The following is a 16,437-nucleotide window of genomic DNA, read 5'->3' on the forward strand; positions in this document are numbered from 1 at the left end:
ACTCCGTGTCGTCCTGGCGAAAGTCAGGACGACGTTTGGGAGATGGCTCGCGCCACGCAACCGCCTAGCTCTTTCCTCCCACCATCACGTCGATCGCCCCCTTCACGATCGCCTCGAGCTCCTTCCGCGACACACGCGCGCGGGAGCGAATGGCAATTGAGTGCACGGTTGCGGATGCGAGCTGCGCCAGCACGGCGGGATCGGCGCTGTCGGGCAACTCGCCTTTCTCCTTGGCACGGCGGAAGCAACTCGCAAACCCCTTGTCGAGCTCGTTGAGACCATCGAGCACCATGGCCCGGATGTCTGGATCGCCGACCGCCTCGGAGGCCGCCGTGACCACGGTGAAGCAGCCGCGCGGGCCGGTCTCGCCGGAGAGATAGATGTTCAGCGCGGAGGCGAAGATGCGCTCCAGCCGCTGCCGCACGGGCATCTCCTGACGAAAGATCTCCACCATCGATGCGCGCGCTTCCTCGCGATAGCGCTGGTAGCTCTTGATGTAGAGCTCGCGCTTGTCGCCGAAGGCGCCATAGAGGCTAGGACGATTCATGCCGGTGGCTTCGCTGAGATCGTCGAGCGAGGTCGCCGCGAAGCCCTGCGTGCGGAACAAATCGAGCGCCTTGCCAAGCGCGACGTCGGGTTCATAGGCGCGCGGACGGCCGCGGCGTTTAGGCTCACTGGCAGCAGCTGGCGGCTTCGATTTTTGTACCATTTCGCAATTTAATCCTTGACCGCTCCCATAATATGCAAGACAGTACAAAAATCAATCTGGCCAGGTTGAGCGACACTCCAAAAAGTCACATCGAAGAATTGCCCAAGGAGGCTCAAGATGGATCTTTATTTCTCGCCGCTCGCCTGTTCTATGGCGAGCCGCGTCGCGCTGTATGAAGCCGGCGCCGAAGCCAATTATCTCGAAGTCGATCCGCCTACCAAGGCAGTGCTGAGCGACGGCACTGACTTTCGAACCGTGAACCCGATCGGCCTGGTGCCGACGCTGCGCACCGACGAGGGCGTGGTGCTGACCGAGAACGCCGCGATCCTGCAATATATCGCCGACCGCTTCCCGCAATCGGGCCTCGGCGCCGCAGCGGGCATCGAGCGCACGCGGCTGCATCAATGGCTCTGCTTCATCGGCACCGAGCTGCACAAGGGCCTGTTCATCCCGGTGCTCGACCGCAAGGCGCCGCAGGAGACGAAAGCCTATGCGCTGGAGAAGAATCTGTCGCGGCTGGACTATCTCGACAATTACCTGAAGGGGCGCGACTTCCTGCTCGACCATTTCAGCGTCGCCGACGCCTATCTCGTCACGGTCATCAACTGGACCATGGCGACGCCGCCGATCGAGCTCGCGAAATGGCCGAACGTGAAGGCCTATTACGAACGCCTGCGTCAACGGCCGTCGGTCGCACGCGCGATCGCGGAAGAGTTCGAGCTGTACAAGGCCGAGCAGGCGCGGAAGAAGGCCGCGGCGTAAGCGACATTCGAAACGACCGTCGTTCCGGCCAATGCGGCCGGGACGGCGGGTTAAAGCGCGACTGACCGCGCCCGGAACAATTGGCTATTTCGGCGTCTGCAGTACGACCCCGTAGCGGCCGTATATCCGATCGATCGTGCCGTCGCTTCGCAGCCGTTCAAGCGCTCCATCGATGGTGTCGCGCAATGCATCATCCGGGCGGACCATGCCGACCGCGACGTTCCAGTTGAGATCCGTTAAGGACTCGTCGCGATCCAGGATACGGAATGCCTTGTCCGGATGCGTCAGATTGAAATAACTCGCTGCAGTAGGTGTGACCGCAGCGGCATCGATCTCATGGTTTGACAAGGCATCGAGGCTGTCGCTCTCGAAGCCGAAAGTCGACGTCGGGACGTGCCGTTGACTGATGATCATGGCAGCGACGGAGCCAACCTGCACCCCAACCTTGGTATGCTCGTTGAGGCTCTGGAACGAGGCGAGCGAGCTGGAGGAAGGGACGGCGAGCGCGACCCCCGTACGATAGTACGGTTTTGAGATTCTCAAGCGGGTTTCACCCTGCGCTTCGCGGTCGGCAATGACGTCCAGAACAATGTCGCAACCGGCGCTCCGCATCTGGTACTGGGTGATAATCCAGTCGAGTCGCAGCGAGACGCCGAGCTCGTGTGCCAGCGCCTGGCCCAATTCGATCTGAAAGCCGGGAGGATCGGCGGCCTTGCTTGCGAACGGAAGCGAGTTCGGATGGGCGCACAATCCGAGCACGCCGGACGCGCGGACCGCGTCGAGGCTTCGTCCCTGCGCCGGATTCAGCAGTCCGATCACGGCGCCGACCACAATCGGGAGAACTGTCTTCATTCCGTGTCCTCGTATCGACATCGGCCTGGTCGATTCAACCCTCGCGCGGCTTCAGGGCGCGGATATATTTGACGATCTGGTCGATCTGCGCGTCAGTGAAGGCCCCGCCGAATGCCGGCATCGCACCAGACTTGCCGTTCTTGATGCGGCTGTGCAGATAGTCGTCGTCGCGCGGCGAATTCATCAGCTGCGGTCCCTTGCCGGCGGCCCGACCCCCAGCAGAGTGACAAAAGCCGCAAGTCCCTGCGAATAACTGCTCGACGTCGAGCGTCCCGTTGTCGGGTATGGGAGCGGCAGACTGCGCCTGAACCGGTGCGGCATACAGCAACGAGGCTCCGAGCACCGCCCATAGCAGCGCGGTGATCTTCTTCAAATGCAAGTTCAAGGTATCCAGCTCCATATCCTGAAGCACGATGTCCTGATGAAGCACGCCGCAATTCCGATCTACGGGGAGCAAGCTTGCGCCTGCTCCCCGGCAATCTGCGATGATCTATTTCAAGCTGAAGACGACAAGCGCCCCGTCATCACGCGGCATGCTCTTGTAGGCGCCGCCGAAGTTTGGCGCGTATTCGTCCGCCAGCATGCCGCCAAAGCCAGCGACCACGGCAATGTACTGCTTGCCGTTGACGGAATAGCTGACGATGCCGCCCTGGTGGCCGGTGCCGTTGTTGTGACTCCACAGCTCGGCCCCGGTTTCGGCATCGTAGGCATGAAGGATCCCGCGGGAATCGGGCACGAATACGAGATTGCCCGCGGTCGACAGCACGCTTCCGAGCGGCGGCTCGGGATAGCGAACCTCCCACTTCTTGGCGCCGGTGATGGGGTCGCGCGCGTCGAGATGTCCATAAATCTCTCCGCCCGGAGGGGGTACCATCTTGAAATCGGCGCCGATGTTGAGCTGGACCTGGGGCGCTGTGACCGGCGTCGTCTTCTGGACGTCGAGCGTCATGCACCATTCCTGGCCGATCTTGTAGTACAGGCCGGTCTTCGGGTTGTAGGAGCCGGCGTTCCAGCTGACGCCGCCGCCAATGAAGGGGCACAGCGGCGGCTCGGTGACCTTCCCGGCGCTGAAGTCGCGACGGCCGATCAAGGCACCCGTCTTGGGATCGATATCCTTGACGAAATTGATGTTCTCAACGAGCCGCCAGACATTCTTCACGGCGAGATTGCGGTCATAGACGAAGACGAAACCGCCCTTGTTCGGGTGAACCACGAACTTCTGACCGTCGCGTTCGAGCATCACAAACTCGCCGACCGCGCTGTCGAAATCCCAGGCATCGTGCGGCAATTCCTGATGATGGAATTTCAGCCTGCCGGTATCGACGTCGAGACCGATCACCGAACTCGTGTAGAGATTGTCGCCGGGACGCGCGCCTTGCGTCTTGTAATCGGCGCCCGACCAATCGTAGAGCGGCGCCGGGTTTGCGGTGCCCCATAGGATCGTGTTGGTCTCGGAATCGTAAGTGCCCGGCATCCAGCCGCCACCCCCGCCGGTGCGCCAGGAATCGTTTCCCCACGTCTTCATGGCCTCGTCGGTGCCGGCGACGGTCAAGAACTCCCACTTCTTCTTCCCGGTGGTGGCATCCAGGCCGAAGATCGGGCCGCGGCCCGGCCATTCACCGCCTTGCGCTCCGATGATCACCGTACCCTTCGCGTAAAGCGGTGCACCGGTGAAACCGACCGTGAGCTTCTGCGAGTCGATCAGCCTGGTTTCCCAGAGGACCTTCCCCGACTTCATATCCAGGCCAAGAACCCTGCCATCCATCGTGCCGACGAAAACCTTGCCCTCGCCGAGCGCTACGCCGCGATTGTAGGGGGAATGGGTCTGACGGGAGATCAGTGCCTCGTCCAGCTCCGGAAAATGAGACCAGATCACCTCGCCTGTCGCGCCGTTGAGCGCAAAAACCCGGCTGTAAGAACCCGAGTAATAGAGCACGCCATCCGCCACGAGGGGCATCGATTGCAGGCCGCGGGTCGAGCGTCCTGGAATATGGGTCCAGGCAACGTTCAGATTGCCGATATTGTTTGCATTGATCTGCGCCAGCGGGCTGTAGTGATAGGATTTGTATGAACCGTGATAGGTCAGCCAATCGTTCTGACCGCCGTTCTCGATCCGCGCAGTATCCACGGACTGGGCCAAGGCCGACGACACCATCAGCGTCGCGCCGGCAATAAGAGGTAGACCAGACTTACACCAAGGCTTCTTCATCCGTTCCTCCCGCTTTTATGTTTGTTTAACTTGCGTCTCACAGACGCCACCGCGAGGGATGCTGCAGTCCGCTCTCTGTCGGCCTTCTCCATCGCATACGAGCCGCCAACGGCTCTCGATCTCTCTCGGCGGACATCGCCAAAAGGTGCTACGTTTTTGGACTGGTTGCAGTTGCGCTTATCCTCGCTCCGGCAGCGTACGCCGGATGACGAGGAGCGCAAAGATGGAACACGCGCACGGCGCGAATTTGACGCGCAGCGCGGATCACAAACGTCAGTTGCGCTGTCCGGTTCGTTGGCCTCGCAGTCTCAGACTGCTGCGGGCGGACGCGATAGCGCCAAGGCCGGAGGAAGGATTTACCCGTACAGCACGCGCGGGAGGATCGTGACGATGCCGGGCCAGAGCGTCAGCAGCAGCACGAAGCCGACCATGATGAGAAGATAGGGCATCGTGACGCGTGCGATGTAGCCGAGGCCGTCGTCGGTCAGGCCCTGGATCACGAACAGATTGAAGCCGACCGGCGGGGTGATCTGGGCCATCTCGACCGCGAGCACGAGGAAGATGCCGAACCAGATCTCGTCGAAGCCAGCACCCTTCACGATCGGCAGCACGATCGGCAGCGTCATCACGATCATCGAGAAGCCATCGAGGAAGCAGCCGAGGATCAAATAGAAGATAATCAGCACGACGATCAGCATGAAGGGCGATAGCCCCAAGCCCTTCACGAAGGCGGCGACCGCCTGCGGGATGCCCAGGAAGGCCGCGGCGTTGCCGAGGATCGAGGCGCCGAGCACGATCAGCGCGATCATCGAGCAGGTCACGACCGAGCCGATCAGCACGTCGCGCATCACCTGCTGCGACATCGAGCCCTGCGCCCAGGCGACCAGCGCCGCGCCGAGCACGCCGACCGCGGCGGCCTCCGACGGCGTCGCCAGCCCGCCATACATCGAGCCGAGCACGCAGGCGATCAGGAACAGCGCAGGCGCGAGGTCCTTCAGCGCCGCAAAACGTTCGCGCCACGGCACCTGCGAGAGCTTGGCTTCCGTCTCCGGCACCATGCTGGGGTCGAGGGTCGTGTGCAGCATCACCCACCCCATGAAGGTGGCGGCCAGCAGCAGTCCGGGCAGCACGCCAGCCGTGAACAGTTTCAGGATCGAGACGTCGCCCAGCACGCCGTAGATGATCATGATGTTGGACGGCGGGATCAAAAAGCCGAGCGTGCCGGCGCCGGCGAGCGAGCCAATCGCGATGTCGCGGGAATAGCCGCGGCGTGTGAGCTCGTTCAGCGACATGCGGCCTATCACCTGCGTCGTCGCCGCCGACGAGCCGGAGATCGCCGCGAAGATGGTGCAGCCGATCACGTTCACATGCAGGAGACGACCCGGCAGAAGCCCCGCCCAGGGCGCGAGCCCCTGGAACAGCGAACGCGACAGACGGGTGCGAAACAGCAGCTCGCCCATCAGGATGAACAGCGGCAGCGCCAACAGCTCCTGCGTCGTCAAAATGTTCCAGGCGTATTGCGGCAGCAGCTTGTCGAGCGGAATCGAGCGGAACATCGCCAGCAGCAGCGTCGCGGTGAGCGCAAGCGTCAGGCCGATCCAGACGCCGCAGGCCAGAAGCGCAAACAGGATCGCGAAGAGAGCGACGACTTCTATGGTCATGGAGTCCGGTGTCCGCTGGCTGGCGCGAGGGCGATCATTCGACGGGCGAGGCCTTCATGCGATGATCCTCCAGCGGCAGGCCGAGCACGGCCTGGATCGCGCGCGCCAGGAACTGCAGCGTCAGCAGCAGCATGCCAAAGGCGACGACTCCTTGCGGAAACCACAGCGGGGTATCGCTCGAGGTCGAAACCTGGCCGCGCACATAGGCGCCGAAGGCGAACTTCGCCATCGACGAGGTCAGGAAGGCCATGAAGGCGAAGCCCGCGGCGGCCGACAGGATTTCGATCGCGCGCTGAAACGGAGCGGGAACGTTCTTCAGCAGCAGCACGACACGGATATGGCCGCCGACGCGCAGGGTCATGGCGGCGCCGAAAGTGAAGGACGCCGCCATCAGATAGGAGGAATACTCCCACGCGATCGAGATTGTGGGCGGAAAGAACGGCAGGAAGTTCGAGAGGAAGCGCGTTGCGACCTCGCACAGCATCAGCAGCGTCAGCATCAAGAGGCAGCCGCCGCCGATCCAGCCGTCGAGCCGGCCGAGACGGTCGATACCGTCGAGCAGGATGCGCAGCGGCGCCGGCGCCGCCGCGTTGAGACTTTGGGACGACGCAGGCAAAACATCCGCCACTGCAAGTCCTCAGCGCTTCATTTCGGCGAGATAGGCCCGCACCGGCTTGTCGGCCGCCGGCACGCGCTTGACGAAAGCCTCAAGCTGCGGCGCGGTCTTGGCGCGAATGTCCGTGATCATGGCCTCCGAGACCGGCACCACCTCCATGCCGCCTTCCTTGAGCCGGTTGAGGCTGTCGACGTCCGCCTTGAGCGAGTTCGCCCAGAAGCCCGGCTCCATCTTGGCGGCAATGCCGGCGACGAGTTGCTGCTGATCGGCGCTCAGTGCCTTCCAGGAATCGAGGTTGACGGTGAGCATCTGCGACGACCAGACGTGATTGGTCGGGTAAATGTATTTCAGGAATTCCCAGAATTTTCCGTCGACACCCGACACCGACGAGGTGGAGACGCCGGAGACCGCGCCGGAGGCAAGCGCGGGGATGGTCTCGCCCCAGGGAATCATCACCGGCGCCATGCCGACCACGGCCAGCATGTCGACGGCATTCTTGTCGGGCACGCGGATCTTGATGTTCTTCAAGCCGTCGACATCGGCGACCTTGACCTTGAGATGCAGATATTGCGTCGGCCACGGCACGATGTAGAGGATCTTCTGGTTGTTGCGCGCGGCGACCTTCTCGTATTCGGGCCGCACATATTTGTGCAGCACCTTCAACTCGTCCATCGAGCCGCAGAGAAAGGGAATGCTTTCGACGCCCATGAAGGGCTCGTCGCCGACCTGCTGGATATTGAGGACGTCGGCGAGCGGCACCAGGCCGTCGCGCACGGCACGCAGATGCTCGGGACCCTTGAAGCCGAGCTGGCCACCGGCCTTCACGGTGATCGCGACCGAGCCGCCGCTCTGCTTCTTCACCTCCTCCGCGAAGGCAAACGCGTTCTGGGTGTGGAAATTGCCGTCGGGCCATACCGTCGACATGTCCCAGCTCACCGTCGCCGCCCGCGCGCGGGTCGAGATGTGACCGGCTGCGAGCAGCGTCGCTGCGCCCGCGGTGAAATTCCGTCGCGTGATCATGGAGCCCCTCCGTTTGCTACGCGCACGACGCCTGAGGCGTCATCGCATATGCCCATAAACTGCAACCGCGTTGTCGGCAGACACGAGGCCACTTTCGATGTCGTCGTTGACGGCTGTCGGCGCACGCTCCCGGGGATCGCCGATGCCGGCGCCGCCTGGTGTCAGCACCACCAGCCGGTCGTCCGGCGGCACCTGCTGAAAGCCTTTTCCACGCAGCTTCTTACCGGACTTCAGCCCGACATAGCCGGCCTCGCCGTTCTTGCCGCCATCGCGACCACGTGGCGGATGATCGATACGGTCGAACGCCGCCAGGATGTCGAACGGCGCATCGACGCCGCTGCTGACCTCGATGATCTGGCCGAGGCCGCCGCGGGTGCGCCCTGCCCCGCCGGAATCCGGACGCAGCTCCTTGCGCCAGAAGATCAGCGGCGTCTGCGTCTCCGCGATCTCGACCGGCGTGCCGCGCACCCCGCTGGGATAGGCGGTCGCCGACAGCCCGTCCTTCGCGAAGCGCGCGCCGGTGCCGCCATTGGAGGTCACCGCCATGGAGAATCCATAATTGCCGCCGGCGCCCGAGCGGGTCTGTCCGCGCACGTTGAGATTCCACAGGCACGAGGTGCCTTCCGCGGGCACGCGCTCGGGAATGATCTGGCGCAGGCAGCCGAACACGACATCGGGCAGCATCTGACCGATGATGTGACGCGAGGCGACCGGCGCCGGCTTCGGCGCATTGAGGATCGCGCCCGGAGGAGCCGACACCGTCAGCGGCGAGAGCGAGCCGGCATTGTTCGGCATCTGCGAGGCGACGACGCAGCCGAGACCGAACACCGTGTAGGCGATGGTGTAGGACAGAGGCACGTTGATGCCGAACCGGGACGCGGCCGAGGTGCCGTCGAAATCCACATGGATGCCTTCGTCCGAGATCGTCAGCGTCGCCTCGAGCGAGACCGGCGCGTCATAGCCGTCTACCACCATGGTGTTGCGCCAGGTGCCCTTCGGCAGCTTGGCGATCTCGGCCAGCACGGCCTCGCGCGAGCGGTCGCAAATGTAGTCGCCGAGCGCATCGAGCGAGTCGATGCCGAACTCGGTCATCATCTCGACCAGGCGCTCGCAGCCGACGTCGTTGCAGCCGGCGAGCGAGTAGGTGTCGCCCTCGGTGTCGATCGGCAGCCGCGTGTTGGTACGGATCATCGCCATCAGCGTCTCGTTGACGACGCCCTGGTCGATCAGCTTCAGCATGGGGATGTAGAGCCCCTCCATGAACACGTCGGTGGCGTCGGGCCCGAAGCCGATGCCGCCGATGTCCATGAGATGACTGGTGCAGGAAAACAGCGCGACCGGCTTGCCGTCCTTGAAGCAGGGCGTGGTGACGACGAAATCGTTGAGATGGCCGGTGCCCATCCAGGGATCGTTGGTGATGTAGGCGTCGCCCTCCTTCATCGTCTCGATCGGAAAGTGGGCGATGAAGTGCTTGACCGATTCCGCCATCGAATTGACATGGCCGGGGGTGCCCGTCACCGCCTGCGCCAGCATCCGTCCCTTGAGGTCGAACACGCCGGCCGAGAGGTCGCCGCATTCGCGCACGATCGGGCTGAAGGCGGTGCGGAGCAGCACCTGCGCCTGCTCCTCGACCACGGCGATCAGTCGGTGCCACATGATCTGAAGGTCGATCAGACTCGCGCCGCTTGCCTTGCTCATGATCAGGCCGCCTTCCGTTCCATGACGATGCTGCCGGCACCGTCGATATGGGCATCAAAACTGTTGGAGACGAACGTCGAAGTCTCGTCCTCCGCGATCACGGCGGGACCTGCAATCGTCGCGCCCGGCGCCATATCCTCGCGGCGGTAGAGCGGAATCTCGATCACCTCCCCTGCCCGGCCGTCGAAGAATTTGCGGCTGCCGGTCGCCTTCCCGGCCGGCTTGCGCGTCACGGCCGCGACAGTAGCCGGATTGCGCGCCTCGGTCGTCGCGAGCACGGACCAGCTCAACACCTCTATTGCCGCACCCGGGATCGACCGCTCGAACATCGCCGCATAGTCCGCCTCGAACTTCTGGCGCAGGCCGGCCAGATCGGCCGTCGCCAGCCGCCGGTTCGGCAACTCGATCGAGATCTCATGGCCCTGGCCGACATAGCGCATGAAGGCGGCGCGGCGCTCGCGGACCGGCGCACCGGCCGCACCCGTCTCGACCAGCGCACGCGCTTCCGTCACCATCTCCTGGAGCAGGTCGGAAACCCCTTCAGTGTCGAAATCGTCCAGCCGGACATGACGGCTGCGCACCAGTTCATAGGCGATCGGAGCCGCAAGGAAGCCGACGGCCGAACCCACGCCGGCATTGGAAGGGACGATCACGCGGGAGACACCGATCTTCTCGGCGACCCGCGCCGCATGTAGTGGCGCCGCGCCGCCGAAGGCGATCAGCGTGTGCTGCCCGACAATCTCACCGCGCTCGACCGCATGCACGCGCGCCGCACTCGCCATGTTCTCGCAGACGACCTCGTGCACGGCATAGGCTGCAGTCTCAGCCGACAGACCCAGCGGCTCGCCCACGGCGCGCAGCAGCGCCTGCTTCGATAGCTCCGGGTCGAGCTTGATCGTTCCACCCGCGAAATCGTCGGGATCGATCATGCCGAGCGCAACGTCGGCATCCGTCACGGCCGGGCGCAAGCCGCCGCGGCCGTAGCAGGCGGGCCCTGGCTCCGACGAGGCACTTTCGGGGCCGACCGTGACGCGCTTCATCGCATCGACATGGGCGATCGAGCCGCCGCCGGCGCCGATCTCGACCATCTCGATCACGGGAATCCGCACCGGCAGACCCGAACCTTTCAGGAAGCGCGCTGCGCGATCAACCTCGAACACGCGCGAGGTCTCGGGCTGGTATTTTTCGATCAGGCAGATCTTTGCCGTGGTGCCGCCCATGTCGAAGGACAGCACCTTGCTCTCGCCGAGACGCGCCGCGATCTGCGCCGCGAAAATGGCGCCGCCGGCCGGACCGGATTCGACGAGACGGACCGGAAAACGCCGCGCCGTCTCGATCGAGGTGACGCCGCCGCCGGAGGTGACGAGATAGATCGCGCCGCGGTACTGCTCGACTTGCAAGGCGTCGGACATGCGGGCGAGATAGCCATCGATCAGCGGCTGCACATAGGCGTTGGCCACCGCAGTCGATGTGCGCTCATATTCGCGGATCTCCGGGCACACCGCGGAAGATACAGTCACGGAAATGCCGGGCATCTCCTCGCTGATGATCGCGGCCGTGCGGCGCTCGTGCTCGGGATTGGCGTAGGAGTGCAGGAACGCGACCGCGACACTCTCGACGTTCAGCGCGCGCAATCGTGGCGCGAGCGCGCGCACCGCCGCTTCGTCCAGCGGGAGGCGGACGGCGCCATGCGCGTCGATGCGCTCGGGCACCGTGAAGCGCAGGGACCGCGGCGCCAGCGGCTTCGGCTTGTCGATGGAGAGGTCATACTGGTCGTAGCGGCTCTCGGTGCCGATATCGAGCACGTCGCGAAAGCCCTCGGTCGCGATCAGCGCCGTCTTGGCGCCGCGACGCTCGATGATGGCGTTGGTCGCCAGCGTCGTGCCGTGAATGAAGACGTCGATGTCGCTGATATGGGCGCGCGCATCGGCGAGAATGAGCCGCATGCCATCAAGCACCGCTTGTTCGGGCCGCTGCGGTGTCGTCAGCAATTTGCGCGTCTTGCGCACCTCGCCCACGTCCAGCACGATGTCGGTGAACGTGCCACCGATATCGACGGCAAGCCGCACCTCGGCTCCCTCAAGCATTCCAAATTCTCCGTGCTGATCGTCAAGACTGAGGACAAAAGCGCAGCAATTTCCATGCCATGAACGACAGGAACCTGCGGCGTCCAGCTATTCTGCTTGGCACCCATGCAATAGGCAAGGCGTGTTCGCAGCCCGCGCGATCAGAGCAGGAATGCAAGCGCCGCTTCACAGCGCTCCTCGACCTTCAGCGTGAGGAGATCATCGGCGCGGGTGCGTCCGAGATTGACCGCAGCGATCGGGATTTGCCGCTGCGCGGCAGCCTGCACGAAGCGGAATCCGGAATAGACCATCAGTGACGAGCCGACGATGAGCATGGCGTCGGCCTGCGCCAGATGAGCCTGCGCGGCAGCGACCACGTCGCGCGGGACGTTCTCGCCGAAGAACACGACATCGGGCTTGAGGATGCCGCCGCAGGTTTCGCAGGCCGGCACCTTGAACGACGAAAAATCCGCATGCTCGAGGTCGGCATCGCCGTCGGGCGCATCGGCGGCATCGAGCGTCAACCATTCCGCATTGGCGTGGCCGAGCGTCTCCTGGAATTCGCTCCGCGGCGTCTTTCGGCCGCAGCCCATGCAGCGGACCAGATCGAGCCGACCGTGCAGGTCGATCACCTGGCGGTGGCCGGCGGATTGATGCAGCCGGTCGACGTTCTGGGTCAGCAGCATTCCGCAACGCCCGCTCGCCTCGAGCCGGGCGAGCGCGTGATGCGCATCGTTCGGCCTCGCCTGGCCGAACCGCCGCCAGCCGATCAGGCTGCGCGCCCAATAGCGCCGACGCGTACGCTCTTCCGACATGAACGCCTGGAAGTTCACCGGCTGGGTCCGCTTCCAGTTGCCGTGACTGTCGCGATAATCGGGAATGCCCGAATTAGTGCTGCAGCCGGCGCCGGTCAGCACGAACAGATTTTCGTGCCGCTGAACGAAGTCTTCGAGCGGAGCTTTTTCCATGTCGCAGATGTAGTCTGCGCAGGCGGGTTTTGCCAGATGGCCAGGAAGCCCGGTTAGCTCGCCCAATTGTCCCGAAACTCGGGAAACAGCGTCAGGCCCCCGCAGGCATAGATGGTCTGGCCGGTGATGTAGCTTGCTTCGTCCGAAGCGAGGAAGGCGAACACGGCGGCGATCTCCTCCGGCGTGCCGACGCGGCCGAGCGGAATGTGGCTGGTGACCACGCCGCGCTTTTCCGGATCGCCGGTCCAGGCCGCGTTGATCGGGGTGTCGATCGCACCGGGGCCGACCGCATTGACGCGAATGCCGCGGCCGGCGAATTCGAGCGCCAGCGTGCGCGTCAGATTGGCCATGCCGCCCTTGCTGATGGAATAAGCGAGATAGCCGGGTTTCGGGATGATCTGGTGCACGCTGGAGCAGTTGATGATGCTGCCGCCTGCGCCGCGCGCGACGAAATGGGCGAGCGCCTTCTGCGCGCAGAGCACGGCGCCGTTGAGGTTGACGTCGATGATGCGGCGATAGGTGTCGATGTCGAGCGCCTCGCTCGGCGATTCCCGCTGGAAGCCGGCATTGTTGACCAAGCAGTCGAGGCGCTTCCAGCGCGCCAAAACCGTCTCGAACATCGCGGCGACCTCCTGCTCATTGCTCACGTCGGCCTTGACGATGGCATGATCGAGCCTGCCGTGGCCGCGATCGCTCGATGCCGTGCGTACCAGCGCGAGCACCTCCTCCGCCTTTTCGGGATGATCGACATAATTGATGGCGACAGTCGCACCTTCCTGCGCCAGCCTGATTGCGACGGCGCGCCCTATGCCCTGGGAGGCGCCGGTCACCAAAGCGTATTGGCCGACGAGGCGCGAGGAAAAGGTGGTCGAGCGGTCGGTATGTGGCATCGTTCTTCTCCGGGAGACACATCAACATGGAGGGAACCGGCGTTTTGTTCCATCCGTCGGCGCGCCGCTGGGATTCACTCCTCGCGGCGAGCCAGGCGCGAAGTCAGGATTTGATAGAGGATGATCGCGCCAAAAGTTGCGGTGCCGATCCCGCCGATCGTGAAAGCGCCGAATTTCAGCGTGAGGTCGCCGGCGCCTGCGGTGAGCGCGACCGCGACGGTGATCAGGTTTGCCGGACTTGAGAAGTCGACCTTGTTCTCGACCCAGATCCGGCCGGCCATCGCGGCGATCAATCCGAACAGCACGATCGAGAGCCCACCGATGACGGGACCCGGGATCGACAGGACCATCGCGCCGAATTTCGGTGAGAAGCCGAGCACGATCGACACCACCGCCGCGAAGGCAAACAGCAAGGTCGAATAGACCTTCGTGGCCGCCATGACGCCGATGTTCTCCGCATAGGTGGTAACGCCGGTGCCGCCGCCGCAGGCGGCCACGATGGTCGCGAGGCTGTCGGCGAGCAAGGCGCGGCCGAGATAGTCATCGAGGCTCCGGCCCGTCATGGCGCCGACGGCCTTGATGTGACCGAGGTTCTCGGCGACGAGGATGATCGCGACCGGCGCTATCAAGAAGATCGCATCCGCATGGAACGTCGGCGTGGTGAAGCTCGGCAGGCCGATCCACGGCGCCGCCGAAACTTGCGTGAAGTCGATCGGCTTGCCGAAGCCGAGGCCGTTCGCGAACAGCAGGTACAAAAGATATCCGCCGATCGCGCCGAGGATGATCGGCAGGCGGCGCCACAGGCCCGGTGCGCCCACGGCAACCACGCCAATGATCAGAACGGTCGCGAGCCCGATTCCCGTGTCGAATGCATTGGCGCTCACTGCCTTGACCGCCACGGGCGCGAGGTTGAGACCGATCGCGGCGACCACAGCGCCGGTGACGGCCGGCGGCAACAGCCTCTCGACCCAGCCAACCCCCGACCACATCACGATCAGCGCGATCACGCCGTAGAGGACGCCGGCCCCGACGATGCCGCCAAGCGCAACCGACAGGTTCGGGTTCGGCCCGTGCCCGGCATAGCCTGTGGCGGCGATCACGACCGCGATGAACGCGAAGCTCGAGCCGAGATAGCTCGGCACGCGTCCCGCGACGATGACGAAGAAGATCAGCGTGCCGATGCCGGAAAACAACACCGCAACATTGGGATCGAACCCCATCAGCAGCGGCGCGATGATCGTCGAGCCCGACATTGCGACGCAATGCTGGAGACCGGAGACGACGGTCTGGCCGAGCGGCAGCCGCTCCTCGGGCATGATCACGCCGGAGGACTTCAGAGTCCAACGCGGAAAATAGCCTTGCGCTCGCTGTTCGGAGCCCGTTGCAATCGGCATGTTCCCCCCAGTTGCGGTGCAGCGATCGATCTTCGTGCGAACAGACAAAAATGTGATTGTCGCTTCTGCGGCGGCCATCACATGATGCAAATCAAACAAGATCAATACGTTCCGGGGCCTATTCTATGACACAGATTGCGATCCAGCCAGCCATCCACCGGCGGCACCAGCCCTGGTACAAGATCCTCTACATCCAGGTGCTGATCGCGATCGCGCTCGGCGTGCTCGTTGGCTATTTCTATCCCGATCTCGGCAAGGCGCTGAAGCCGCTCGGCGACGGTTTCATCGCGCTGATCAAGATGATGATCGCACCGGTGATCTTCTGCACCGTGGTGCACGGCATCTCCTCGATGGGCGACCTCAAGCGCGTCGGCCGGGTCGGGCTGAAGTCGCTGATCTATTTCGAGACGGTCTCGACCGTGGCGCTCGCGGTCGGCCTGCTGGTCGGCGAGGTGCTCCAGCCCGGGCACGGCTTCAACATCGATCCCGCCACGATCGACCCGAAATCGGTGGCGACCTACGTCACCAAGGCCAAGGAAGAAGGCATCGTCGCCCATCTGATGGCGATCATCCCCGATAGCTATCTGGGCGCCATCGCACGCGGCGATCTGTTGCAGGTGCTGCTGATCTCGATCCTATCGGGCTTCGCCATTGCCTTTCTCGGCAAGGCCGGCGAGCCGATTGCGGAAGCGATCGACAAGGCCGCGAAAATGTTCTTCGGCATCATCCGCATCATCGTGCGCGTCGCCCCGATCGGGGCGTTCGGCGCAATGGCCTTCACCGTCGGCGCCTATGGCCTCGGTTCGCTGCTCAACCTGGCGGCCCTGATCGGCACGTTCTATCTCACCAGCATCCTGTTCGTTGTGGTCGTGCTCGGCGCGATCGCGCGGCTCGCCGGCTTCTCCATCCTGCGTTTCATCGCCTACATCAAGGACGAGCTCCTGATCGTGCTCGGTACCTCGTCGTCTGAGACGGTGCTGCCGCAGATGATCCAGAAGATGGAGCATCTCGGCGCCTCGCGTTCGGTGGTCGGCCTCGTCATTCCGACCGGTTACAGCTTCAACCTCGACGGCACCAACATCTACATGACACTGGCGACGCTGTTCCTGGCGCAGGCGACCAATACCCATCTGACCATCTGGCAGGAGCTCGGCATTCTCGGCATCGCCATGATCACATCGAAGGGCGCCTCGGGCGTGACCGGGGCGGGCTTCATCACGCTCGCGGCAACGCTCTCGATCGTGCCTGACATCCCGATCCAGTCGATCGCGATCCTGGTCGGCATCGACAAGTTCATGAGCGAGTGCCGCGCGCTGACCAATCTGATCGGCAACGGCGTCGCCTGCGTCGTCATCAGCATCTCCGAAGGCGAGCTCGACCGCGAGGCGCTGCACGAGGCCATGGCCCATCCGCTGGAGATGGGTGAGGCGCTCGAACCGGGCGGCAGCGCCGCCTCCTAGGCCGGGCACAGGTTTGGCGGAGTCCGGTTCCAACGCGGTAGTTTCCCGGAGTGGTAAATTGGTGCGACGCGAGTCACAACTATTGCGTTGGGATCCCGTATTGATACTCATCTTTTTCCACCCGACGCGCTG

General features: G+C 63.9%; 14 protein-coding genes. 2 read left to right on the top strand and 12 right to left on the bottom strand.

Features of this window, described 5'->3' with window-relative positions; genetic code table 11:
- Positions 1 to 64 precede the first annotated feature (64 nt).
- On the bottom strand, positions 65 to 709 hold the full coding sequence (locus BRA1417_RS0136385) for a TetR/AcrR family transcriptional regulator (RefSeq protein WP_027520029.1): 645 nt from the start codon (positions 707 to 709) through the stop codon (positions 65 to 67).
- 117 nt (positions 710 to 826) lie between these two features.
- Between BRA1417_RS0136385 and BRA1417_RS0136390 the strand changes: the two genes are divergently transcribed.
- On the top strand, positions 827 to 1,471 hold the full coding sequence (locus tag BRA1417_RS0136390; protein ID WP_027520030.1) for a glutathione binding-like protein: 645 nt from the start codon (positions 827 to 829) through the stop codon (positions 1,469 to 1,471).
- 84 nt (positions 1,472 to 1,555) lie between these two features.
- On the opposite strand, the gene BRA1417_RS0136395 is transcribed toward BRA1417_RS0136390, so the two are convergent.
- From BRA1417_RS0136395 to BRA1417_RS0136445, 11 genes are all read right to left on the bottom strand, one after another.
- Entirely contained in the window at positions 1,556 to 2,323 is a 768-nt protein-coding gene (locus BRA1417_RS0136395; RefSeq protein ID WP_027520031.1) for an ABC transporter substrate-binding protein, read from the bottom strand.
- A gap of 34 nt (positions 2,324 to 2,357) precedes the next feature.
- On the bottom strand, positions 2,358 to 2,696 hold the full coding sequence (locus BRA1417_RS43350; RefSeq protein ID WP_245286318.1) for a cytochrome c: 339 nt from the start codon (positions 2,694 to 2,696) through the stop codon (positions 2,358 to 2,360).
- Positions 2,697 to 2,813: 117 nt separating this feature from the next.
- A complete protein-coding gene (locus BRA1417_RS0136405; protein ID WP_027520033.1) occupies positions 2,814 to 4,532 on the bottom strand; it encodes a PQQ-binding-like beta-propeller repeat protein in 1,719 nt (572 codons plus the stop codon).
- A 356-nt stretch (positions 4,533 to 4,888) separates the two neighbouring features.
- Complete coding sequence (locus BRA1417_RS0136410; protein WP_027520034.1) at positions 4,889 to 6,193, bottom strand: TRAP transporter large permease; 1,305 nt, start codon at positions 6,191 to 6,193, stop codon at positions 4,889 to 4,891.
- A gap of 34 nt (positions 6,194 to 6,227) precedes the next feature.
- Positions 6,228 to 6,821, bottom strand: coding sequence for a TRAP transporter small permease subunit (locus tag BRA1417_RS0136415; RefSeq protein ID WP_027520035.1), 594 nt, complete (start codon positions 6,819 to 6,821; stop codon positions 6,228 to 6,230).
- A gap of 9 nt (positions 6,822 to 6,830) precedes the next feature.
- A complete protein-coding gene (locus tag BRA1417_RS0136420) occupies positions 6,831 to 7,829 on the bottom strand; it encodes a TRAP transporter substrate-binding protein (RefSeq protein WP_027520036.1) in 999 nt (332 codons plus the stop codon).
- 39 nt (positions 7,830 to 7,868) lie between these two features.
- Positions 7,869 to 9,527: a hydantoinase B/oxoprolinase family protein gene (locus BRA1417_RS0136425; RefSeq protein ID WP_027520037.1), complete on the bottom strand. Its 1,659-nt coding sequence runs from the start codon at positions 9,525 to 9,527 to the stop codon at positions 7,869 to 7,871.
- A gap of 2 nt (positions 9,528 to 9,529) precedes the next feature.
- Positions 9,530 to 11,614, bottom strand: a complete 2,085-nt coding sequence (locus tag BRA1417_RS0136430; protein WP_027520038.1) for a hydantoinase/oxoprolinase family protein — start codon at positions 11,612 to 11,614, stop codon at positions 9,530 to 9,532.
- A 140-nt stretch (positions 11,615 to 11,754) separates the two neighbouring features.
- Positions 11,755 to 12,561: an NAD-dependent protein deacetylase gene (locus BRA1417_RS0136435; protein ID WP_027520039.1), complete on the bottom strand. Its 807-nt coding sequence runs from the start codon at positions 12,559 to 12,561 to the stop codon at positions 11,755 to 11,757.
- A gap of 53 nt (positions 12,562 to 12,614) precedes the next feature.
- Positions 12,615 to 13,451, bottom strand: a complete 837-nt coding sequence (locus BRA1417_RS0136440; protein ID WP_027520040.1) for an SDR family oxidoreductase — start codon at positions 13,449 to 13,451, stop codon at positions 12,615 to 12,617.
- Between the two features lie 74 nt (positions 13,452 to 13,525).
- Positions 13,526 to 14,845 (bottom strand): solute carrier family 23 protein, encoded by a 1,320-nt coding sequence (locus BRA1417_RS0136445; RefSeq protein ID WP_027520041.1) that lies wholly within the window; start codon positions 14,843 to 14,845, stop codon positions 13,526 to 13,528.
- Positions 14,846 to 14,970: 125 nt separating this feature from the next.
- Here BRA1417_RS0136445 and BRA1417_RS0136450 point away from each other — a divergent pair, with 125 nt between their 5' ends.
- Positions 14,971 to 16,305, top strand: coding sequence for a dicarboxylate/amino acid:cation symporter (locus BRA1417_RS0136450; RefSeq protein ID WP_027520042.1), 1,335 nt, complete (start codon positions 14,971 to 14,973; stop codon positions 16,303 to 16,305).
- The last annotated feature ends 132 nt before the right edge of the window (positions 16,306 to 16,437 follow it).

This window comes from Bradyrhizobium sp. WSM1417 (genome assembly GCF_000515415.1).
GTDB lineage: Bacteria > Pseudomonadota > Alphaproteobacteria > Rhizobiales > Xanthobacteraceae > Bradyrhizobium.